The sequence below is a fragment of the Clostridium niameyense genome (genome assembly GCF_001243045.1).
Lineage (GTDB): Bacteria > Bacillota > Clostridia > Clostridiales > Clostridiaceae > Clostridium_F > Clostridium_F niameyense.
In genome coordinates, this window is sequence record NZ_LN849007.1 from 1,922,918 (window position 1) to 1,940,118 (window position 17,201).

At 26.6% G+C, this 17,201-nt stretch carries 15 protein-coding genes; 5 read left to right on the forward strand and 10 right to left on the reverse strand.

Annotation, left to right across the window (positions count from 1 at the left end):
* Window positions 1-228: 228 nt before the first annotated feature.
* The 3 genes from BN1711_RS10060 to BN1711_RS10070 are packed head-to-tail and all read right to left on the reverse strand — an operon-like array spanning window position 229 to window position 2,889.
* Window positions 229-1,467, reverse strand: coding sequence for an aminopeptidase P family protein (locus BN1711_RS10060; protein WP_050608021.1), 1,239 nt, complete (start codon window positions 1,465-1,467; stop codon window positions 229-231).
* Window positions 1,468-1,488: 21 nt separating this feature from the next.
* Window positions 1,489-2,430 carry an SPFH domain-containing protein gene (locus BN1711_RS10065; protein ID WP_050608022.1) on the reverse strand — a complete coding sequence of 314 codons (942 nt, stop codon included), beginning with the start codon at window positions 2,428-2,430 and terminating at the stop codon, window positions 1,489-1,491.
* Window positions 2,431-2,469: 39 nt separating this feature from the next.
* Window positions 2,470-2,889 (reverse strand): NfeD family protein, encoded by a 420-nt coding sequence (locus tag BN1711_RS10070; protein ID WP_243128258.1) that lies wholly within the window; start codon window positions 2,887-2,889, stop codon window positions 2,470-2,472.
* A gap of 219 nt (window positions 2,890-3,108) precedes the next feature.
* Between BN1711_RS10070 and BN1711_RS10075 the strand changes: the two genes are divergently transcribed.
* Complete coding sequence (locus BN1711_RS10075) at window positions 3,109-5,028, forward strand: NAD(+) synthase (protein WP_050608024.1); 1,920 nt, start codon at window positions 3,109-3,111, stop codon at window positions 5,026-5,028.
* 285 nt (window positions 5,029-5,313) lie between these two features.
* Here BN1711_RS10075 and BN1711_RS10080 read toward each other — a convergent pair whose 3' ends face one another.
* Together BN1711_RS10080 and BN1711_RS10085 are read right to left on the reverse strand one after the other, a co-directional pair.
* Window positions 5,314-5,739, reverse strand: a complete 426-nt coding sequence (locus tag BN1711_RS10080; RefSeq protein WP_050608025.1) for a YaaR family protein — start codon at window positions 5,737-5,739, stop codon at window positions 5,314-5,316.
* A gap of 360 nt (window positions 5,740-6,099) precedes the next feature.
* On the reverse strand, window positions 6,100-6,690 hold the full coding sequence (locus tag BN1711_RS10085) for a type II toxin-antitoxin system PemK/MazF family toxin (RefSeq protein WP_050608026.1): 591 nt from the start codon (window positions 6,688-6,690) through the stop codon (window positions 6,100-6,102).
* 154 nt (window positions 6,691-6,844) lie between these two features.
* On the opposite strand from BN1711_RS10085, the gene BN1711_RS10090 reads away from it, so the two are divergent.
* From BN1711_RS10090 to BN1711_RS10100, 3 genes are all read left to right on the forward strand, one after another.
* Window positions 6,845-7,381: a chromate transporter gene (locus tag BN1711_RS10090; protein WP_050608027.1), complete on the forward strand. Its 537-nt coding sequence runs from the start codon at window positions 6,845-6,847 to the stop codon at window positions 7,379-7,381.
* Complete coding sequence (locus BN1711_RS10095) at window positions 7,382-7,918, forward strand: chromate transporter (protein ID WP_082174109.1); 537 nt, start codon at window positions 7,382-7,384, stop codon at window positions 7,916-7,918. It abuts the gene before it with no gap.
* A 264-nt stretch (window positions 7,919-8,182) separates the two neighbouring features.
* Entirely contained in the window at window positions 8,183-10,801 is a 2,619-nt protein-coding gene (locus BN1711_RS10100; protein ID WP_050608028.1) for a calcium-translocating P-type ATPase, PMCA-type, read from the forward strand.
* 62 nt (window positions 10,802-10,863) lie between these two features.
* Here the strand turns inward: BN1711_RS10100 and BN1711_RS10105 are convergent, their stop codons facing one another.
* From BN1711_RS10105 to BN1711_RS10125, 5 genes are all read right to left on the reverse strand, one after another.
* Window positions 10,864-11,715, reverse strand: a complete 852-nt coding sequence (locus BN1711_RS10105; protein WP_050608029.1) for a ComEC/Rec2 family competence protein — start codon at window positions 11,713-11,715, stop codon at window positions 10,864-10,866.
* An 83-nt stretch (window positions 11,716-11,798) separates the two neighbouring features.
* Window positions 11,799-12,305 carry a gamma carbonic anhydrase family protein gene (locus tag BN1711_RS10110; protein ID WP_050608030.1) on the reverse strand — a complete coding sequence of 169 codons (507 nt, stop codon included), beginning with the start codon at window positions 12,303-12,305 and terminating at the stop codon, window positions 11,799-11,801.
* 140 nt (window positions 12,306-12,445) lie between these two features.
* Entirely contained in the window at window positions 12,446-13,792 is a 1,347-nt protein-coding gene (locus tag BN1711_RS10115) for an APC family permease (protein WP_050608031.1), read from the reverse strand.
* A 342-nt stretch (window positions 13,793-14,134) separates the two neighbouring features.
* The gene (locus BN1711_RS10120) at window positions 14,135-15,490 is read right to left on the reverse strand and encodes an APC family permease (RefSeq protein ID WP_050608032.1); all 1,356 of its coding nucleotides are present in this window, start codon (window positions 15,488-15,490) and stop codon (window positions 14,135-14,137) included.
* A gap of 548 nt (window positions 15,491-16,038) precedes the next feature.
* Complete coding sequence (locus BN1711_RS10125; RefSeq protein ID WP_050608033.1) at window positions 16,039-16,392, reverse strand: hypothetical protein; 354 nt, start codon at window positions 16,390-16,392, stop codon at window positions 16,039-16,041.
* 211 nt (window positions 16,393-16,603) lie between these two features.
* Between BN1711_RS10125 and BN1711_RS10130 the strand changes: the two genes are divergently transcribed.
* Window positions 16,604-17,068 carry an Lrp/AsnC ligand binding domain-containing protein gene (locus tag BN1711_RS10130; RefSeq protein WP_050608034.1) on the forward strand — a complete coding sequence of 155 codons (465 nt, stop codon included), beginning with the start codon at window positions 16,604-16,606 and terminating at the stop codon, window positions 17,066-17,068.
* The last annotated feature ends 133 nt before the right edge of the window (window positions 17,069-17,201 follow it).

Consider the following 17,201-nt stretch of genomic DNA (forward strand, 5'->3'; position numbering starts at 1 on the left):
CATTTTAATGTTAACACCCTCACATTTTTCAGTCAACAAAGAAAACCTTTAATTTTAAGTGAAAACCCCTTATTTTTTTTTATTATCTTTCTTATAAAAACGTTTACATAATTATGCATAGAAATATTCCATATCTTATATTAATTTAATATTAAAAATTTTATCTAAAATAGAAAAGGGAGTTCTCATATTGTATTTTTATACATTGTGAGACATCCCCCATCTAATTTATTTCATAAAGTTTTCTATATCTTCTATGCTTTTAATAATATCATTACTTAAAATTTCACATCCATATTTGGTTATTAAAAGATCATCTTCTATTCTTATACCTATTCCTTCTTCTTTTATATACAAACCAGGTTCATCAGTTATTATCATGCCTTCTTTTAAATTTTCTTTATAGCTTCCAACATCATGAGTATCACTACCTAAATAGTGACCGAAACTATGAAAATAATACTCTTGAAGTTCACTTTCATCCTTTATTAGTCCTAAAGTTTTACATCCACCAGCTAATACCTTTTTTGTTACGTTTTCCAATTCACTAAAACTAACTCCTGGTTTTGCATTTTCACTTATAACATTATTTGCCTCTAGCACTACCTTATAAATATCCTTTTGCCTCTCTGTAAATCTACCACTTACAGGAAAGGTTCTACTTATATCCCCATTATAGTATTTATACTGAGCACCTAAATCACAAAATAATAAATCTCCATCTTTAGTTTTGCAATTATTATTATAATAATGAAGTACTGTAGCATTTTCTCCTGATGCTAATATACTTGGAAATGCGAAGTCTTTTACTCCATTTTTCTTTAATATAAAATCAAAATATGCTTCTACCTCATATTCCATCATTCCTGGTTTAATATTTTTCATCATATTATATATTCCATCTTTAGTTATATCTATAGCTGTTTTTATTAACTTTATTTCTTCATTAGTTTTGATAGTTCTTAATTTGCAAATTTTATTATATACATTTTTTATATTTAAATAAGGATATTTATTTCTTATGTTTTTTGCAAATATGCGTGCTTCTGTAGAACTTTCATTCCACTGTCTTCTTTCTAAATCTAAATATATATTAGAAAACTCAACTCTATTTAACAAAGTAGCAAAGTCTTCATAGAATTCATCCAAATATTTTATATTTTTTATTCCTGTTAATTTTGTATTTTCTTCTTCGCTAATAGTAGGTCCCATCCATCTTGCCATAATCTCATCTGGTCTTTTTATATATAAACATTCATTAAATATATTATCTTTTTTAGCCATTAATAATATTATTTCTTCTTCATCTATTCCCGTTAAATAATAGAAGTTTCTATTGGGAGTAAAAGCATAAGTTTCATCTGCTGATTTGTATGGTGCTTTACCAGCAAAAATTAAAATTACAGAGTCATCTTCTATGTCCCTCATTAGTTTTTTTCTATTATTTGACACAAATTCTTTATCCATATATATTCACCTTTTTATAAACTAATTATCACCTTTTTTATCTTTAGTTAATAAATCTCCTATTGCTGCAATACTACCTAGTGAAGATAATGTTTCATTAGGTAATATAAGCTTATTAGCTGGGTTTTTAGACATTTCTTTTAATGCATCTACTTGTTTTAATGCAATAACAACTTCATTAGTGCCTGATTCTATAATTGATGTATTAACCGTTCTTATAGCTTGTGCCTCTGCTACAGATATTTGTTCTATGGCTCTAGCCTTACCCTCTGCTTCTAATAATTGAGATTCTCTAAGTCCTTCTGCTCTTCTTATATTAGCTTCTTTTTCAGCCTCTGCTTGAAGTATTTTAGCTTGCTTTTGTCCTTCTGCCCTAGCTATTTGTGATTGTTTTTCCCCTTCTGCCTGTAAAATTGCAGCTCTTTTATCTCTCTCTGCTTTCATTTGTTTTTCCATAGCCTGTTGTATTTCTATTGGTGGATTTATATTTTTTATTTCCACAGATAAAATTTTAATACCATAAGCATCTGTTATTTCATCTATTTGTTGAAGTAATTTTGAATTTATTCTATCTCTTCCTGACAATACTTCATCTAAACTCATATTTCCTACAATGTTTCTCATATTAGTTATAGTAGAGTAGACTATTCCTGATTTAAAATCTTCTATATTATAAACAGCATCTTTAGGACTCATTATTTTATAAAATATAACATTATCTATAGATATTTTTACATTATCCTGGGTAATAACACTTTGAGGTTCTATATCTAATATTTGTTGCTTTGTTGACACCTTTTTTCTTACAAAATCGGCAAATGGAACAATTAAATGCCAACCTGGTTCTAAAATTCTATTATATTTACCAAATCTTTCAACTATAAAGATTTGTCCAGTATTTACCACTTTAATAGAAATTAAAAATGTTATTAAAATTAATGCAAGTATTATTAATATTATCATAACTTAATCACTCCTTAATATATTTTATATCTAAACCTATTATTTATTTATTTTCTCGATAATAAGTTTATTACCTTTTACTGCAACTATTCTTACCTTATTTCCTTTACTTATAAATTCCCCCTTATTCTCAGCTCTCCAAAAAGCTCCTTGGAATTTAACAATAGACTCTATATCAATATCTTTATCAACTGTAAATTCTTCTCCTACATAATTTTTATCTACTGATAATTTTTCACATCCACTTTTTTTAATACTTTTTTTAACTAATGGATATCCTATAAGCATAGTTAGAATACTTATAACTATAAATAGAATGATCTGCATCATAAATGAAATTTTAAACATTTCACTTACTGCAGCCACTATAGCCCCAATAGTAAACCATACAAATAAAAAAGAACTAGTAAATACATCTATAAGCAATGCAGCTGTACCTATTATTATCCAAAAGAACATATTAAATGAATTAAACATATTTATTTATAAATGTCCTCCTTTCTGTGAAAATATTGTTAATTATTAATATCATTATACATTAATTTTTTAAAAAGGCTATAGCTAAATCATAACAATATTTTCAAAAAATAAATTTATAACCTAATCTTCTATTAATTAAATATGATTAATTTGGTATAATCAATAACATAAGGAATTTTTTAAATTGGAGGAATTAAAATGAAGAATTCACAATATTACATAAAAGTATCAACCGGATGTCCAGTAACTAATGTAGCTGATATAGATTTTAACATAAAAAACATATTAAAGTGCATAGATAAAGCTTTAAATGATAATTCTAAATTTATAGTATTACCAGAATTGTGTATAACTTCTTATACTTGTGGAGAACTTTTCACCCAAAGCTTACTTTTAAAAGGAGCCCTTAACGGACTATATTCTATATGCAAATATTCAACTGATAAAGATATTTTAATAGCAGTAGGTGCTCCTCTTTTATATAAAAATACTTTATATAATTGTGCCTTTATAATATTTAAAGGAAAAATATTAGGTGTAGTTCCCAAAAGTTATCTCCCTAACTATACAGAATTTTATGAGAAAAGATGGTTTACTGAAGGCCTAAACTTAATAAACAAAAAAATAGATCTATTTTTCCAACAAGATATTCCCTTTGGAACAAATTTAATTTTTAAAAGTGGTATATTTAAATTTGCTTTTGAAATATGTGAAGATTTATGGGTAACAATACCACCTAGTAGTTATCTTTCTTTAATGGGGGCAAATATAATAGGTAATTTATCTGCCTCTAATGAAATTGTAAGCAAGGCCGACTATAGGAGAAATTTAATTTCATCTCAAAGTGGTAGATGCATGGCTTCTTATGTTTATTCTTCTTCAGGAATTTATGAATCATCTACAGATTTAGTTTTTAGTGGTCATTTGTTAATCGGAGAAAATGGCTCTATTTTAAAAGAAAATAATAGGTTTCAAAGAGATAATGAAGTCATAACTTCGATTATTGATGTGGATAAACTTAACAATGAGAGATTAAAAAATATAAGCTTTAAAGATAATTATAAATCTATTAATTATGAACCTTATGAAATAGATTTTCAATTTGACAATACTGATATATTAAATTTCGACAGATCTGTTAGCAAATACCCTTTTGTACCTTCTAAAGAATCTGAAAGAGAAATAAGATGTAAAGAAATATTCAATATTCAAACTTCTGCCTTAGCTAAAAGGATAGAACACACTAAACTAAAAAAAGCTGTTATAGGAATATCTGGAGGATTAGATTCAACCTTAGCATTACTTATTACATCTAAAACCTTTGATATGTTAAACATACCTAGAAAAAACATAGTAACTATTACAATGCCTGGTTTTGGAACTACAGATAGAACTTATAATAATGCAGTAAATTTATGTAAAAATTTAAATACTGATTTAAGGGAAATTAATATAGTTAAATCATGCTTACAACATTTTGAAGACATAGGGCATGATGTTAATATACATGATGTAACTTACGAAAACGTTCAAGCTAGAGAAAGAACTCAAATTCTTATGGATATTGCAAATAAAGAATGTGGACTTGTCATAGGAACAGGAGATTTATCAGAGTTAGCTTTAGGTTGGTGCACTTATAATGGCGACCATATGTCTATGTATAGCGTAAACTGTTCTATTCCCAAAACATTAGTAAGATATTTGGTAAAATATGTAGCTTTAAAAGAAGTTTCTAAAAAGGTTTCTAAAATACTTATAGATATATTAGATACACCTGTAAGTCCTGAATTACTTCCTAAAGATAAAGAAGGTAAAATATCACAAAAAACAGAGGAGATAGTAGGACCTTATGAGTTACATGACTTCTTCTTATATTACTTTATACGTCAAGGAGCTACTCCAGACAAAATAATAAATTTAGCAAAAGTAGCATTTAAAGATAATTATTCTGAAGAAGTTATAGAAAAATGGTTTAACTACTTTATTAAAAGATTTTTCACTCAACAATTTAAGCGTTCTGCAATACCTGATGGTCCTAAGGTAGGAACTATAAGTCTATCTCCTCGTGGAGATTTTAAAATGCCATCAGATGCAAGCTTTAATCTTTGGAAAAACTAATAAAAATATAATAACCTATATATAATCTCTATACGTCTAGATATAAAAATACTTAATTCACTAAGAACTTCTTATTTGAATTTTAGATATATTTTCTACGCCTATATCTAAAACTCAAAATAAGAAGTTCTAATTTTTTTAGAGTAACCCCTGTACACCATATATTATATTTTTTTATATAACCTAATTTAATAAGTTAGGATTTTAAAATACATTAAATAATTCTATAATTAATTTCTCATTTACAATTTAATTCTACTTAATTATTTTAAATAATAATATTTTCTATTTGTATATGTCTACTACTAATCCTGTTATATCATCTATAGTTTTAGCTATATCTAAATTATCCTTTTCTGAATCTAGCAGCATTTCTGTAAGATCTTTTAGCTTTTCATCTATAGTCTCTACAGTTATGTAGTATTGAGTTTGCCAAAAACTTATATCTTTTTTTACACTATACATATACTGCAATACTGATTTTAAATATTCTTTTATTAAATTTTTATAAGCTCTTACATCAGCATAACATTTAGTTATAACTAATCTATTACCTTTTTTCTTTATATCATCTAAGATTTTTTTAAGTTCCTGCTCTGATTTTTGTTGCCTTGCAAAATTAAAATTCTGCGAAAAACCTCTTTTATTTCCTACAAGTTTTCTATTCTCTGAAGGTATAGGTGTATTTGTCCCAACTCTTTTTATTTCCAAAAAACCACCCCTTAAATTTCTTGTTATATTAATATTATATTATATTTTTTATTAAAAATATATAAAAATGGCAGGAATCTATAAAAAATCCTACCAAAACAATAAAAGACTGATAATGGTATCAGCCTTTAGATATGTTATATAATCTCCCGACCTTTGTCGAGTATGTTATTCATTTTTAGAAAGGATATATGGGATATAGTCTCCTAACCACTGCTAGGTATGTTTAAGAATCATATATTTTATATTTACATTATTGCCTCAAACAATAGTTATTATATCATTAAATTAAAATTTATACAACATAAATTCAAAAAAAATTAATATTTTTTATAAATTTCTATCTTTAAATTCCATAAACTACAAATCTAGCGAAATTTTTATCTTAGAATCTAAAAGTTTCATGAATTTATCCGACAAAGTTGCCACATGTCTACCTAACCTAGCTTTAGATACTACTCTTATTTGCTCTGCTAAAACTGTTCCTGTTATCTCCATTTTTTCACCTTCTACAAGTTGGAAATCTCCATTTCTTATAGAAATATGTACTGCTATTTTTTTAGGTCTGTTTGAAATTGGCACTACTATAGTTGTAGGTGCATTTTGATTTCCTGTATCATTTTGTATTATTATTACAGGCCTAATTTTATTTTCTTCTGAACCTATATTTTGACCTAATTCACATGTCCATACTTCCCCTCGCTTTGGAACAACTCTAATTCTATTCTTAACATTATCATTCATTTCTATACCATCATTTACCCATTCAACATATTTATACAATCTTCCTATATCATAAGATCTTTCCTTTGAACGTCTTATATGTTTATTTTGATGCAATTTATTATTTATCTTATGTATATAATCTTCTATTAATTTATGTATTTGTTGTTCTGTATCACATATGTATTTATCTAATTCTTCCTTATTCATTTCCTTTAAATTTTTCATTACTCTTTCCCCCTATAATAATTATAATATCAAAACTTGAAAGAGAAATAAAACATATTATCATATATTTATTTAACTTTAATTATATTTAGTATATTTTTATGATTATAAGCTATAATTATATTGTTATTTATATCTAAACGAGGTGATTTTTATGTTCAATTATTTAGAAATGTTTTTAAGCTTCTTTAAAATAGGTGCTTTTACTTTTGGTGGTGGCTACGCTATGATTCCTCTTATAGAGGAAGAAGTAGTTAATAAGAAAAACTGGCTATCTAAAGAAGACTTTTTAGACATATTAGCAATATCTCAATCCTTTCCAGGAGCCTTAGCTGTTAATTCTTCTATATTTATAGGTTATAAAATAGCTAATTTAAAAGGAGCAATTATAGCTTTGCTTGGGACTGTATTACCATCCTTCTTTATAATATTATGTATCGCAAAATTTTTTATGCAATTTAGAAATAATTATTATATCGATTTAATATTTAAAGGAATTAATGGTGCTGTACCTGTTCTAGTTTTAATTGCAGTTTTAAATCTAGGTAAATCTCTACATAAAAGTTATATAAATTATATAATAATAGTTATAACTATTATTTTATTAAAATTCTTTAAAGTTCATCCTGTTATAATTATAATTACATCTGCTACTTATGGCTACTTATATTTTAGAAAGAAGGTGAAATAATTGAATATTTTACTTAAATTGTTTTTTTCCTTCTTAAAAATAGGTATGTTTAGTTTTGGTGGGGGTTATGCTATGCTGCCTCTTATAGAAAAAGAAATAGTATCTGGTAGGCATTGGATAAATTACAAAGAATTTATAGATATTATAGGTATATCTCAAATGACACCTGGGCCTATAGCAATAAATTCAGCTACTTTTGTAGGATTTACAGTAAGTGGTGTATTAGGAAGCATATTTGCTACTTTAGGGGTAATAGCTTTCTCTTTTATACTAGTGAGTATAGCGAGTCATTTTATCATGAAATTTAAACAATCTAATGTGATGAAATCTGCCCTTATGGGAATGCGCCCTACTTTAATAGGTTTTATAATATACACTTTCCTATCACTTTCTATGGAATCTTATAAAGATTTAAAAAGTATTTTAATAGGCATAATAACATTATTATTGTTATTATCTAAAAAAATAAATCCTATATTAGTTATAGTTATATCTGGTATTCTAGGAATATTTTTTTATGGAATTTTGCCTTTCTAGAATATTCAAAAAAATAATTAATAAATATTGTAGCTATTGTTATAATATGTTACAATTTATAAAGACAGAGGGGAGTAGCAAAAGTTTTTACTTTTAACTATTCGTCATTACGGTTTTAATACCCGGGTAGTTTTCTCCTGCGAGATTGCAAGACCTTTGTCCTATTTTATATAGGACAAAGGTCTTTTTTATTAACTAAAAACAAAATACAAATATCCTAATATTATAGGAAATTTTACAAATAATAATTTAGAGGTGAATGGTATGTGGTTTAATAAAACTTCTGAAGAAACTTTAAAAGAATTAGATGTAGATCCTCAAATTGGATTAACTTTAGAAGAAGTAAAGAAAAGAACAGAAAAATATGGATCTAATAAACTAAATGCAAAAAAACAAAAGTCTATGTTAAAACTATTTTTTGAACAGTTAAATGATATATTAATTTATATCCTTCTTGCTGCAGCAATAGTTTCTGGAATATTAGGAGAAGTTAGTGATGCTATAATAATTGCTATAGTTATAATCATAAATGCAGTAGTTGGAGTTATTCAAGAAGCTAAAGCTGAAAAAGCTCTAGAAGCTTTAAAACAACTCTCTAATCCTAAAGCTTTAGTAAAAAGGAATGGCAATTTAGATGAGGTTCCCTCAGATGAAGTAGTCCCAGGAGATATAATTATAATTGATGCTGGTAGGCATATTCCCTGTGACTTAAGACTTATAGAAACTGCTAACCTTAAAATTGAGGAATCTGCATTAACTGGAGAATCTGTACCTGTAGAAAAAAGTTCAGATGAGGTATTTACAGATGAAAAAATAGCCTTAGGAGATCAAAAAAATATGGCATTCATGTCCACTCTTTCAACCTATGGAAGGGGAATTGGAGTAGCTGTAGCTACTGGTATGAATACTGAAATAGGTAAAATAGCTAAAATGTTAGAATCTGAAGATAAAGAATTGACTCCTCTACAAAAAAAATTAGCTGGACTTGGCAAAATATTAGGAATTGCTGCACTATGTATATGTGCATTAATGTTTCTAGTAGGACTTATCCAAAAACGAAATACTTTAGAAATGTTCTTAACAGCTATAAGTCTTGCTGTAGCTGCTATACCTGAAGGACTGCCTGCTATAGTAACTATAGTCTTAGCTATGGGCGTTCAAAAAATGATAAAGAAAAATGCTATAATTAGGAAATTACCTGCTGTTGAAACCTTAGGTGCAGTAAATATAATATGTTCGGATAAAACTGGAACCCTAACTCAAAATAAAATGACAGTAACTAAATTTTATGCCGATAAAACCTTAGACACTTTAGATAAATTAGACATAAAAAATCCGTTACATAACTTGTTGCTTAATAATTTAATCTTGTGTAATGACGCAACTTTCTCTAAGGAATCTAGTACTGGTGACCCTACTGAAATAGCCCTTTTAGAAGCAGGAGCAAAATATTCCTTAATAAAAGATGAACTAGAAATAAATCATAAAAGGATAGATGAGATTCCTTTTGAATCTGACAGAAAATTAATGACAACAGTAAATAAATTTGATGATAAATATTACGTTATGACAAAAGGTGCTATCGATAACTTAGTTAAAATAAGTAAAAATATATATTTAAATGGTGAGGTAGTTCCTTTAACTGAAGATTTAAAAAAAGATATAATGGAATCTTCTAATGGAATGTCTAAAAATGCTCTTAGGGTATTAGGTGCATCTTTTAAAATTTTAGATAAAGAAAATTATAATAAAGAAGATTTAGAAAAAGATTTAACTTTTATAGGTTTAGTGGGTATGATTGATCCTCCTCGTGAAACTGCTAAAGACTCTATAGCTGAGTGTAAAAAATCTGGTATAAAAACTATAATGATTACAGGAGATCATAAAGTTACAGCATTTGCTATAGCTAAAGAACTTGGTATAGCTGAAGATGAATCTCAAGCTATTTTTGGGCATGAATTAGATAATATGTCTGATGAAGAATTATTAAATAAAATAGATAATTTAAGAGTTTTTGCTAGAGTGTCCCCTGAACACAAAGTTAAAATAGTAAAAGCCTTTAAAAATAAAGGAAATATAGTATCTATGACTGGCGATGGAGTAAATGATGCTCCTTCTTTAAAAACTGCTGATATAGGGGTAGCCATGGGTATAACTGGTACAGATGTAGCCAAAGGCGCTTCTGATATGGTACTAACAGATGATAACTTTTCTACTATAGTATCTGCTATAAAAGAAGGACGAAATATTTATAATAATATAAAAAAATCTATAATATTCCTTTTATCTTGTAACTTAGGCGAAATTATAGCTTTATTTATAGGAATTATACTAGGTTGGCCATCACCTTTAAGACCTATACACCTTTTGTGGGTCAATCTAATTACAGATAGCCTACCTGCTTTGGCTTTAGGTATAGATCCTGGTGACCCTGATGTTATGAATGAAATGCCTAGAGATCCTAATGAAGGTTTATTTGCTAATGGTGGTACTTTATTTACAATATTAAATGGTATTTTAATAGGTATTTTAACTTTAATTGCCTTTGAATTTGGGAGAATAAAATATTCTAACTCATTAATGCATGCCCAAACTATGGCTTTTGTAGTATTAAGTGTATCCCAATTATTTCATTCTCTTAATATGAGAAGCCGTAAAAAATCTATATTTCAATTAGGGTTATTCAGTAACAAATTTCTTATAGGCTCCATATTATTTGGAATCTTATTACAAGATATCGTTATAACCATACCATTTTTATCTTCTATATTTAAAGTATTTGATTTAACTCCCTCTGACTGGATATTTGTAAGTATTCTATCTGTAGTACCTCTAATAGTAAATGAAATAATCAAAATATTTATAAGAGCAAAAGAAAAATAATTTATTTAAAAATAAAAATATTCCTATGTATTATTAAAATACACAGGAATATTTTTGTTTATCTATCTTTTAATATCATAATTTTTTAAAATAGATTTAATAACTCTTGTAGATTTAATCTTTTTATTTTTTATAATTAAATTTCCATAATCTTTTGTTGTAAATATGTCTATATTTCTGCTCTTTAATCTGTTCAATAGTTTATCTTGAGGACTATACATACCATTAGAAGTAATTATAGCAACAGATGGTTTTATAGTATCTAAAAACTCATCAGAAGTTCCTGTATTAAAGCCATGATGAGATACCTTTAAAACCTCACATTTTTTTAATAATCCTTCTTTTATCATATCTTTTTCTTCTGCATTTTCACAATCTCCAGCAAATAAATAATTTATATTATCTACCTTACCTTGAAGAACTATAGAATTATTATTTTCATTTTTCAAGTTATTATTAATAGGTCCTATAGCCTCTAAATATACACCTCTAGCTTTAAGTTTCCAGCCTTTTTTTATCCAAACAATTTTAACTTTATTTTTATTTATACAATTTAAAACTTTTTGTTTATCCTTTGCTTCATGTCTAGGCAAATAAACTTTATTTACTTTCATACTTTTTAACATCATATCCATACCACCATAATGATCATCATGATAGTGTGTTAATATTATTCCATCTATTTTGTATATATTGTTATATTGGAGATATGATATTACCCTACTAGAATGATATCCCCAACCAGTATCAAGTAGATAATTTTTTTTACCTGATTTTATTAATATACAATCGCTTTGACCTACATCTATAAAGTGCACTTCTGGTATTTTTTCATTTGCAAAAACCTGTGAATTAATTGTACTCATTACCAATAAAAAAAATAATAAAAACCCTTGAAGTATCTTCTGTTTCATAAACACCTCCTACTGTTTTTATTATTTTTTGTAATAAGCAATTTTTTATTATATTATTTTACTGTAAAATTATCTATTAAAATCTATTTAAAATTTTTACTTAAATCTAAGTATTCTTTAGAATCTTCAATTATAGCCTTTTTCTCTTCTTCAGTAAGCTCTCTTATTACTTTTGCCGGTGACCCCATACACAAAACTCCTGATGGTATTTTTTTATTTGATGTAACTAAACTTCCCGCTCCTATTATAGTGTTTTCTCCTATTTCAACTCCATTTAATATAATACTTCCCATACCAATAAGACAATTATTTCCTATCTTGCATCCATGAAGTATAGCTCCATGTCCAACTGTTACATTTTCTCCTATATCTATAACATATTCATCTTCTTTATCTGAATGAAGTACACAATTATCTTGAATATTGCTTTTTTTTCCTACCTTAATAGTATTAGTATCGCCCCTTAAAACAGCACCAAACCATACATTAGATAATTCCTCTAATATAACATCTCCTACTATATCTGCACTTTGAGTTACAAAAGCAGTTTTATGTATTTTAGGATATATGCCTCTAATTTTATAAATCATTAAAATTCTCCCCTTTATAATTCCATTACTCATTGGTCTAATATGAAAATGAAAAAATTGTCTCATTTTAAAATTGTACTTTTTAAAATGAGACATTATATTTTAAGAATACCATAAAATATATTTAATTAAAACTTAATTTAATATTTTCTTAATTTATCAATATCCCCTTTATTTTTTAATTTCATATATAAATATATTGGTAATCCAAACATAAGAAGTATTATGCCATATAAAGCAGCTTCTGCTCCTGTTCCATATATTGCCCATGTAGCATAAACTAAACCTATTAATGGTACAATATTATTTTTTATAAAACTTCCTACACTAAATCTTTCATCTAGCTTTGATGTAAGAATTATATCTGCAGCACTAGTGGATGCATAAACTGGCAAATAAGCTAATGTTGCTAATAATATCATAAAATTATAAGCTGATGTCAAGGAAGATGTATAGTTCATAAGCAACACCATATTAGTAAATATAGCATTTATAATAAGACTTGCATATGGAGTATTATATTTAGAATGAACTTTTGAAAAAATTTCAGGGAATAGTCCATCTAATGCCGCTGCATAAGACATACGAGCAGTTAACATTATCCATCCTACTATAGTCCCAAATATAGTTATTACTACACTCACTAAAAATATATTTACTACTACATTATTAAAGTTTTTTGCTAATATATCACTCATAGGAGAATTACTTTTAGCTATTATATCTTGTGGTAATCCACCCATAGCAGAAAAACTTATAAGGATATACACTGCCACAGCTATAAGTAATCCAAATATAGTACTTAATCTTATGTTTCTTTCTGGATTATCAATTTCATCACCAGCTATAGATGAAGATTCAAATCCAGAAAATGCCCAAAGTGTAGTAGCTGCAGCAGCTGGTAAAGTATTAATACCTTTTCCCTTTGGGAATGCTGGTTTAATATACTGTGGATTAAAATAATATATACCAACAGCTATAAACACAACAAAAATAACAAGTTTAAATATAGTTATAACTGTCTCAAAAGAACTTGCCGCTTTCACCCCTTTAATATTTAAAAGAGTAAATACCCAAAGAATTCCTGAAGTATATAAAAAAGCATATAAATTATTATTTTTTAAAGTTGGTAATAATGCAGATGAGTAACTTCCTATAGCTGTTATTATAGCTGCATTAGATATACAAGAAGCACTCCAATAAAGCCATGCATTTGAAAATCCTACAAAATCCCCAAAAGCTATTTTAGCATATTGATAAGGTCCACCAATTTTGGGAATTTTTGATCCTAGTTTTGCAAAAGATAAAGCTAAAAAAATAGATCCTATTCCTGTTATTATCCAAGCTATCATTGTAGCTCCAGGTCCTGATACCGCTGCTAATGTAGCTGGCAACATAAATATACCTGAACCTATTATATTCCCTGCTACTAAAAATATGGCAGTAAATAATCCCATTTGCCCTTTTAAATGTCCATGGCTATCCATATTTTCATCCCTTTCATCTTTAGTTTAAATTCCATTTTAATTTAAATTACATAATAAGTTTTTTCATGTTAATATAATTACATATTTTCCTATATGTTTTATAGAATATTATTTTAATATAATACTATTATTAGTTTTTTAACTAATTTTATTAAGGATTTTAATATTTAAATTTTGTAAAATAAAAAAACATATTAAATTTATATTCTATAATTTTTTTTATTTTAATAAAATAAAACATATAGAAAAGCATTGATAAAATAAACTTTTAAATTTATTTTATCAATGCTTTTCTAACATATTTAAATTTTAGAATAGTACAGCATGTACACTTACTTAAATCTACATAAGTTCTTCTACTAAATCTTTAGAGCAGTCTTTTCTCGATTTCAATTTCATGTATATATATATTGGAATTCCTGCAAGCATTAACATAAATCCATATAATACTGTTTCAGCTCCAGATCCATACATTGCCCAACAAGCATATATAAAACCTATCAATGGAACTATGGCTATTTTTATGAATTTACCTATTGTTACATTACCTTTACATTTAAATAATAATATCATATCTGATGCATTGGTCGTAGCATAAACAGGTAAATATGATAGAGTAGCTAGTAATATCATAAAATTATAAGCAGATACCATACCCTTAGATGAATTTAATATCAATAATATATTAGTTAATATTCCATTTATTATTAACCCCATGTATGGTGTTTTGTGCTTAGAATGTAACTTTGCAAATACTGATGGAAATAATCCATCTTTAGCTACTGCATAACTCATTTGAGCTGCTAGCATTATCCATCCAGATATAGTACCCAATATTGTTATAACTATTGCTAAATTAAATATATTTACTATTGACTTACCAAAAAATTGAGCCATTATATCTGTCATTGGAGACGTACTTTTTGACAAAATATTTCCTGGCATAGCCCCCATTGCAAAAAAACTAATAGCTATATAAAATACAATTGTTATTGAAAGTCCCAATATTGTACTTCTTCTTATATTTTTTTCTGGATTTTCTATGTGTTCTGCACCTACTGCTGAAGATTCAAATCCTGTAAATGCAAATAGTGTTGTAGCTACAGCCAATGGTAATGTATTCATTCCTTTTCCTTTAGGTAACATCGGAGTAACATTGGAAGAGTTAAAATGCATTCCTGCAAATATTACAAAGAATATAAATACTAAGAGCTTAAATACAGTGATAGCTGTTTCAAACTTAGCTGCTTCCTTAGTGCCCTTAATGTTTAATATGGTAAATATCCATAATATAGAGCTATTAAACAGTAATGCGTTAAATCCATCATTTAAACCTGGTATAATGTAGGATGCATAACTTCCTATCGCTATTATAATAGCTGCATTAGATATCCAAGTAGCACTCCAATAAAGCCATGCATTTAAAAACCCTATAAAATCTCCAAAAGCAAGTTTTCCGAATTCATAAGGTCCCCCTGTCTTAGGAATTCTACTTCCTAGCCTAGCACAAGATAAAGCCATAAATATAGATCCTATGCCTGTAATCATCCAAGCCATTAATATGGAACCTGGGCCTGCCACTGCAGCTAAACTAGCTGGCAACATAAATACCCCCGAACCTATCATGTTTCCAGCAACTACACAAGTAGCAGCAAAAAGACCTATCTTTCTTTTATTTCTATGACTATCATTTTCCATGTAATTTCCTCCTAACTTCCAACTTTATTTAACGAAGTTTTGTTAGTTAGTAATTTACCACCATGTTATTATTTTGTCAATATTTTTTTCATTTGTGAAAATAATTATTTTTTTTAATTATATGAAAAATTATTTTATAGTTATTTTTTTAACTATATTCTTTATATTTTTTCTTCTATGATTTACTTATATGTATTTTCACTATATTTTGATAGTATTTTAGTTGAATTTTTATTATATAAGGTATTATTTTATGATATAAATTTAACGCTTTCAAAAATATTTAAAAGTAATTTTAATTTATTTAAAATCATGGTGTGAATTATTATATTTTATAATAAAACTTATTACAAAATTCTATATGTTTTTTTAATACCTCTTGTAAAAAATATAACAACTGTGACTTATTTCTCAATACAAAAATAGGATGCATTACTATAATCTCAAAAATCATAATAATACATCCTATTTTAAAAAGGAAATTTATTTATATTTAAATATCTACTTCCTTTTTAACCTATATGTTTATCTATAAGAACTTATAATTATTAGTTGTCCTTATTCTTTTTATTTTTATTCTTTACTCTATTTGGCTTTGGTTTTGGTCTTATGACTACATCATTTTTATTACTTCTAGGTTTTCCAGCACTAAATCCCATTAAATCTATAAACCATAAGGTAAGAATAATTACTATAGAAGATTGAACATATTGCCACATCGTTCCATTAATATTAACTTTAATAAGTGCTGGAAATAATAACACTAACATTGTCATAGCTAATACTATCCATTTATTAATTTTTATTTTATCCAAAACAAACATTCTAAGCGCAGTATAGCCTACAATTACTATTATAGAAAATAGTAATACTTGCAATATAAATTTTAACCAAACAGGCATAGCTTACCCCTCCTTATTATACACATTATACTATACTATTATTATATATTTCTTATAATATATCAACATGGAAACAAAATTTTTAAAATATATTTACTAAAATCATTCTGAAACTTAACAACTAAATATTTTTTTTGATATAATGTTTATAAGTTACTATAAAGACTGTTATCTTATTTAATAGTTTTTGTATACTTATGGAGGTGTAAATATGAACTTAAAAATAGAAGGTCTAGATGAACTTGACGTCCAAATATTGGAGATATTAATAAGAGATTCAAGAACACCTTTTTTGGAAATAGCTCGTCAATGTCATGTCAGTGGTGGAACTATTCATGTAAGAATGAAAAAAATGCATGATATGGGAATAATCAAAGGCACAAAATTAATTATAAATAATTCAAAATTAGGTTATGATGTATGTTGCTTTATAGGAATTTATTTAGATAAAGCTTCGGACTTTAATAGTGTATTGGAAGAATTAAATAATATAAAAGAAATCGTAGAGTTACATTATACCACTGGACAATATTCTATATTTATAAAAGTAATTTGTAAAAACATAACTGATCTTCAACATCTATTGATGAATAAAATCCAAGCTGTAAAAGGTGTACAAAGAACAGACACTTTTATATCTTTATCTCAATTAATTGATCGAAATATCGATATTTAAAAAATAGCAGATTAAATTCTGCTATTTTTATTTTTCATAATAAAACTATTTATACTTTATTAATAAAATATTAAGAAAAATAATATAGATTACTTTTTTAATTATGTTATAATTTATGATAATTTAAGAAAAA

What these genes read in the sequence shown, in the direction of transcription:
- BN1711_RS10060 (WP_050608021.1), bottom strand. Translation starts at nt 1,467, where the DNA reads ATGGATAAAGAATTTGTGTCAAATAATAGAAAAAAACTAATGAGGGAC.
- BN1711_RS10065 (WP_050608022.1), bottom strand. Translation starts at nt 2,430, where the DNA reads ATGATAATATTAATAATACTTGCATTAATTTTAATAACATTTTTAATT.
- BN1711_RS10070 (WP_243128258.1), bottom strand. Translation starts at nt 2,889, where the DNA reads ATGTTCTTTTGGATAATAATAGGTACAGCTGCATTGCTTATAGATGTA.
- BN1711_RS10075 (WP_050608024.1), top strand. Translation starts at nt 3,109, where the DNA reads ATGAAGAATTCACAATATTACATAAAAGTATCAACCGGATGTCCAGTA.
- BN1711_RS10085 (WP_050608026.1), bottom strand. Translation starts at nt 6,690, where the DNA reads ATGAAAAATTTAAAGGAAATGAATAAGGAAGAATTAGATAAATACATA.
- BN1711_RS10090 (WP_050608027.1), top strand. Translation starts at nt 6,845, where the DNA reads ATGTTCAATTATTTAGAAATGTTTTTAAGCTTCTTTAAAATAGGTGCT.
- BN1711_RS10100 (WP_050608028.1), top strand. Translation starts at nt 8,183, where the DNA reads ATGTGGTTTAATAAAACTTCTGAAGAAACTTTAAAAGAATTAGATGTA.
- BN1711_RS10105 (WP_050608029.1), bottom strand. Translation starts at nt 11,715, where the DNA reads ATGAAACAGAAGATACTTCAAGGGTTTTTATTATTTTTTTTATTGGTA.
- BN1711_RS10110 (WP_050608030.1), bottom strand. Translation starts at nt 12,305, where the DNA reads ATGATTTATAAAATTAGAGGCATATATCCTAAAATACATAAAACTGCT.
- BN1711_RS10115 (WP_050608031.1), bottom strand. Translation starts at nt 13,792, where the DNA reads ATGGATAGCCATGGACATTTAAAAGGGCAAATGGGATTATTTACTGCC.
- BN1711_RS10120 (WP_050608032.1), bottom strand. Translation starts at nt 15,490, where the DNA reads ATGGAAAATGATAGTCATAGAAATAAAAGAAAGATAGGTCTTTTTGCT.
- BN1711_RS10125 (WP_050608033.1), bottom strand. Translation starts at nt 16,392, where the DNA reads ATGCCTGTTTGGTTAAAATTTATATTGCAAGTATTACTATTTTCTATA.
- BN1711_RS10130 (WP_050608034.1), top strand. Translation starts at nt 16,604, where the DNA reads ATGAACTTAAAAATAGAAGGTCTAGATGAACTTGACGTCCAAATATTG.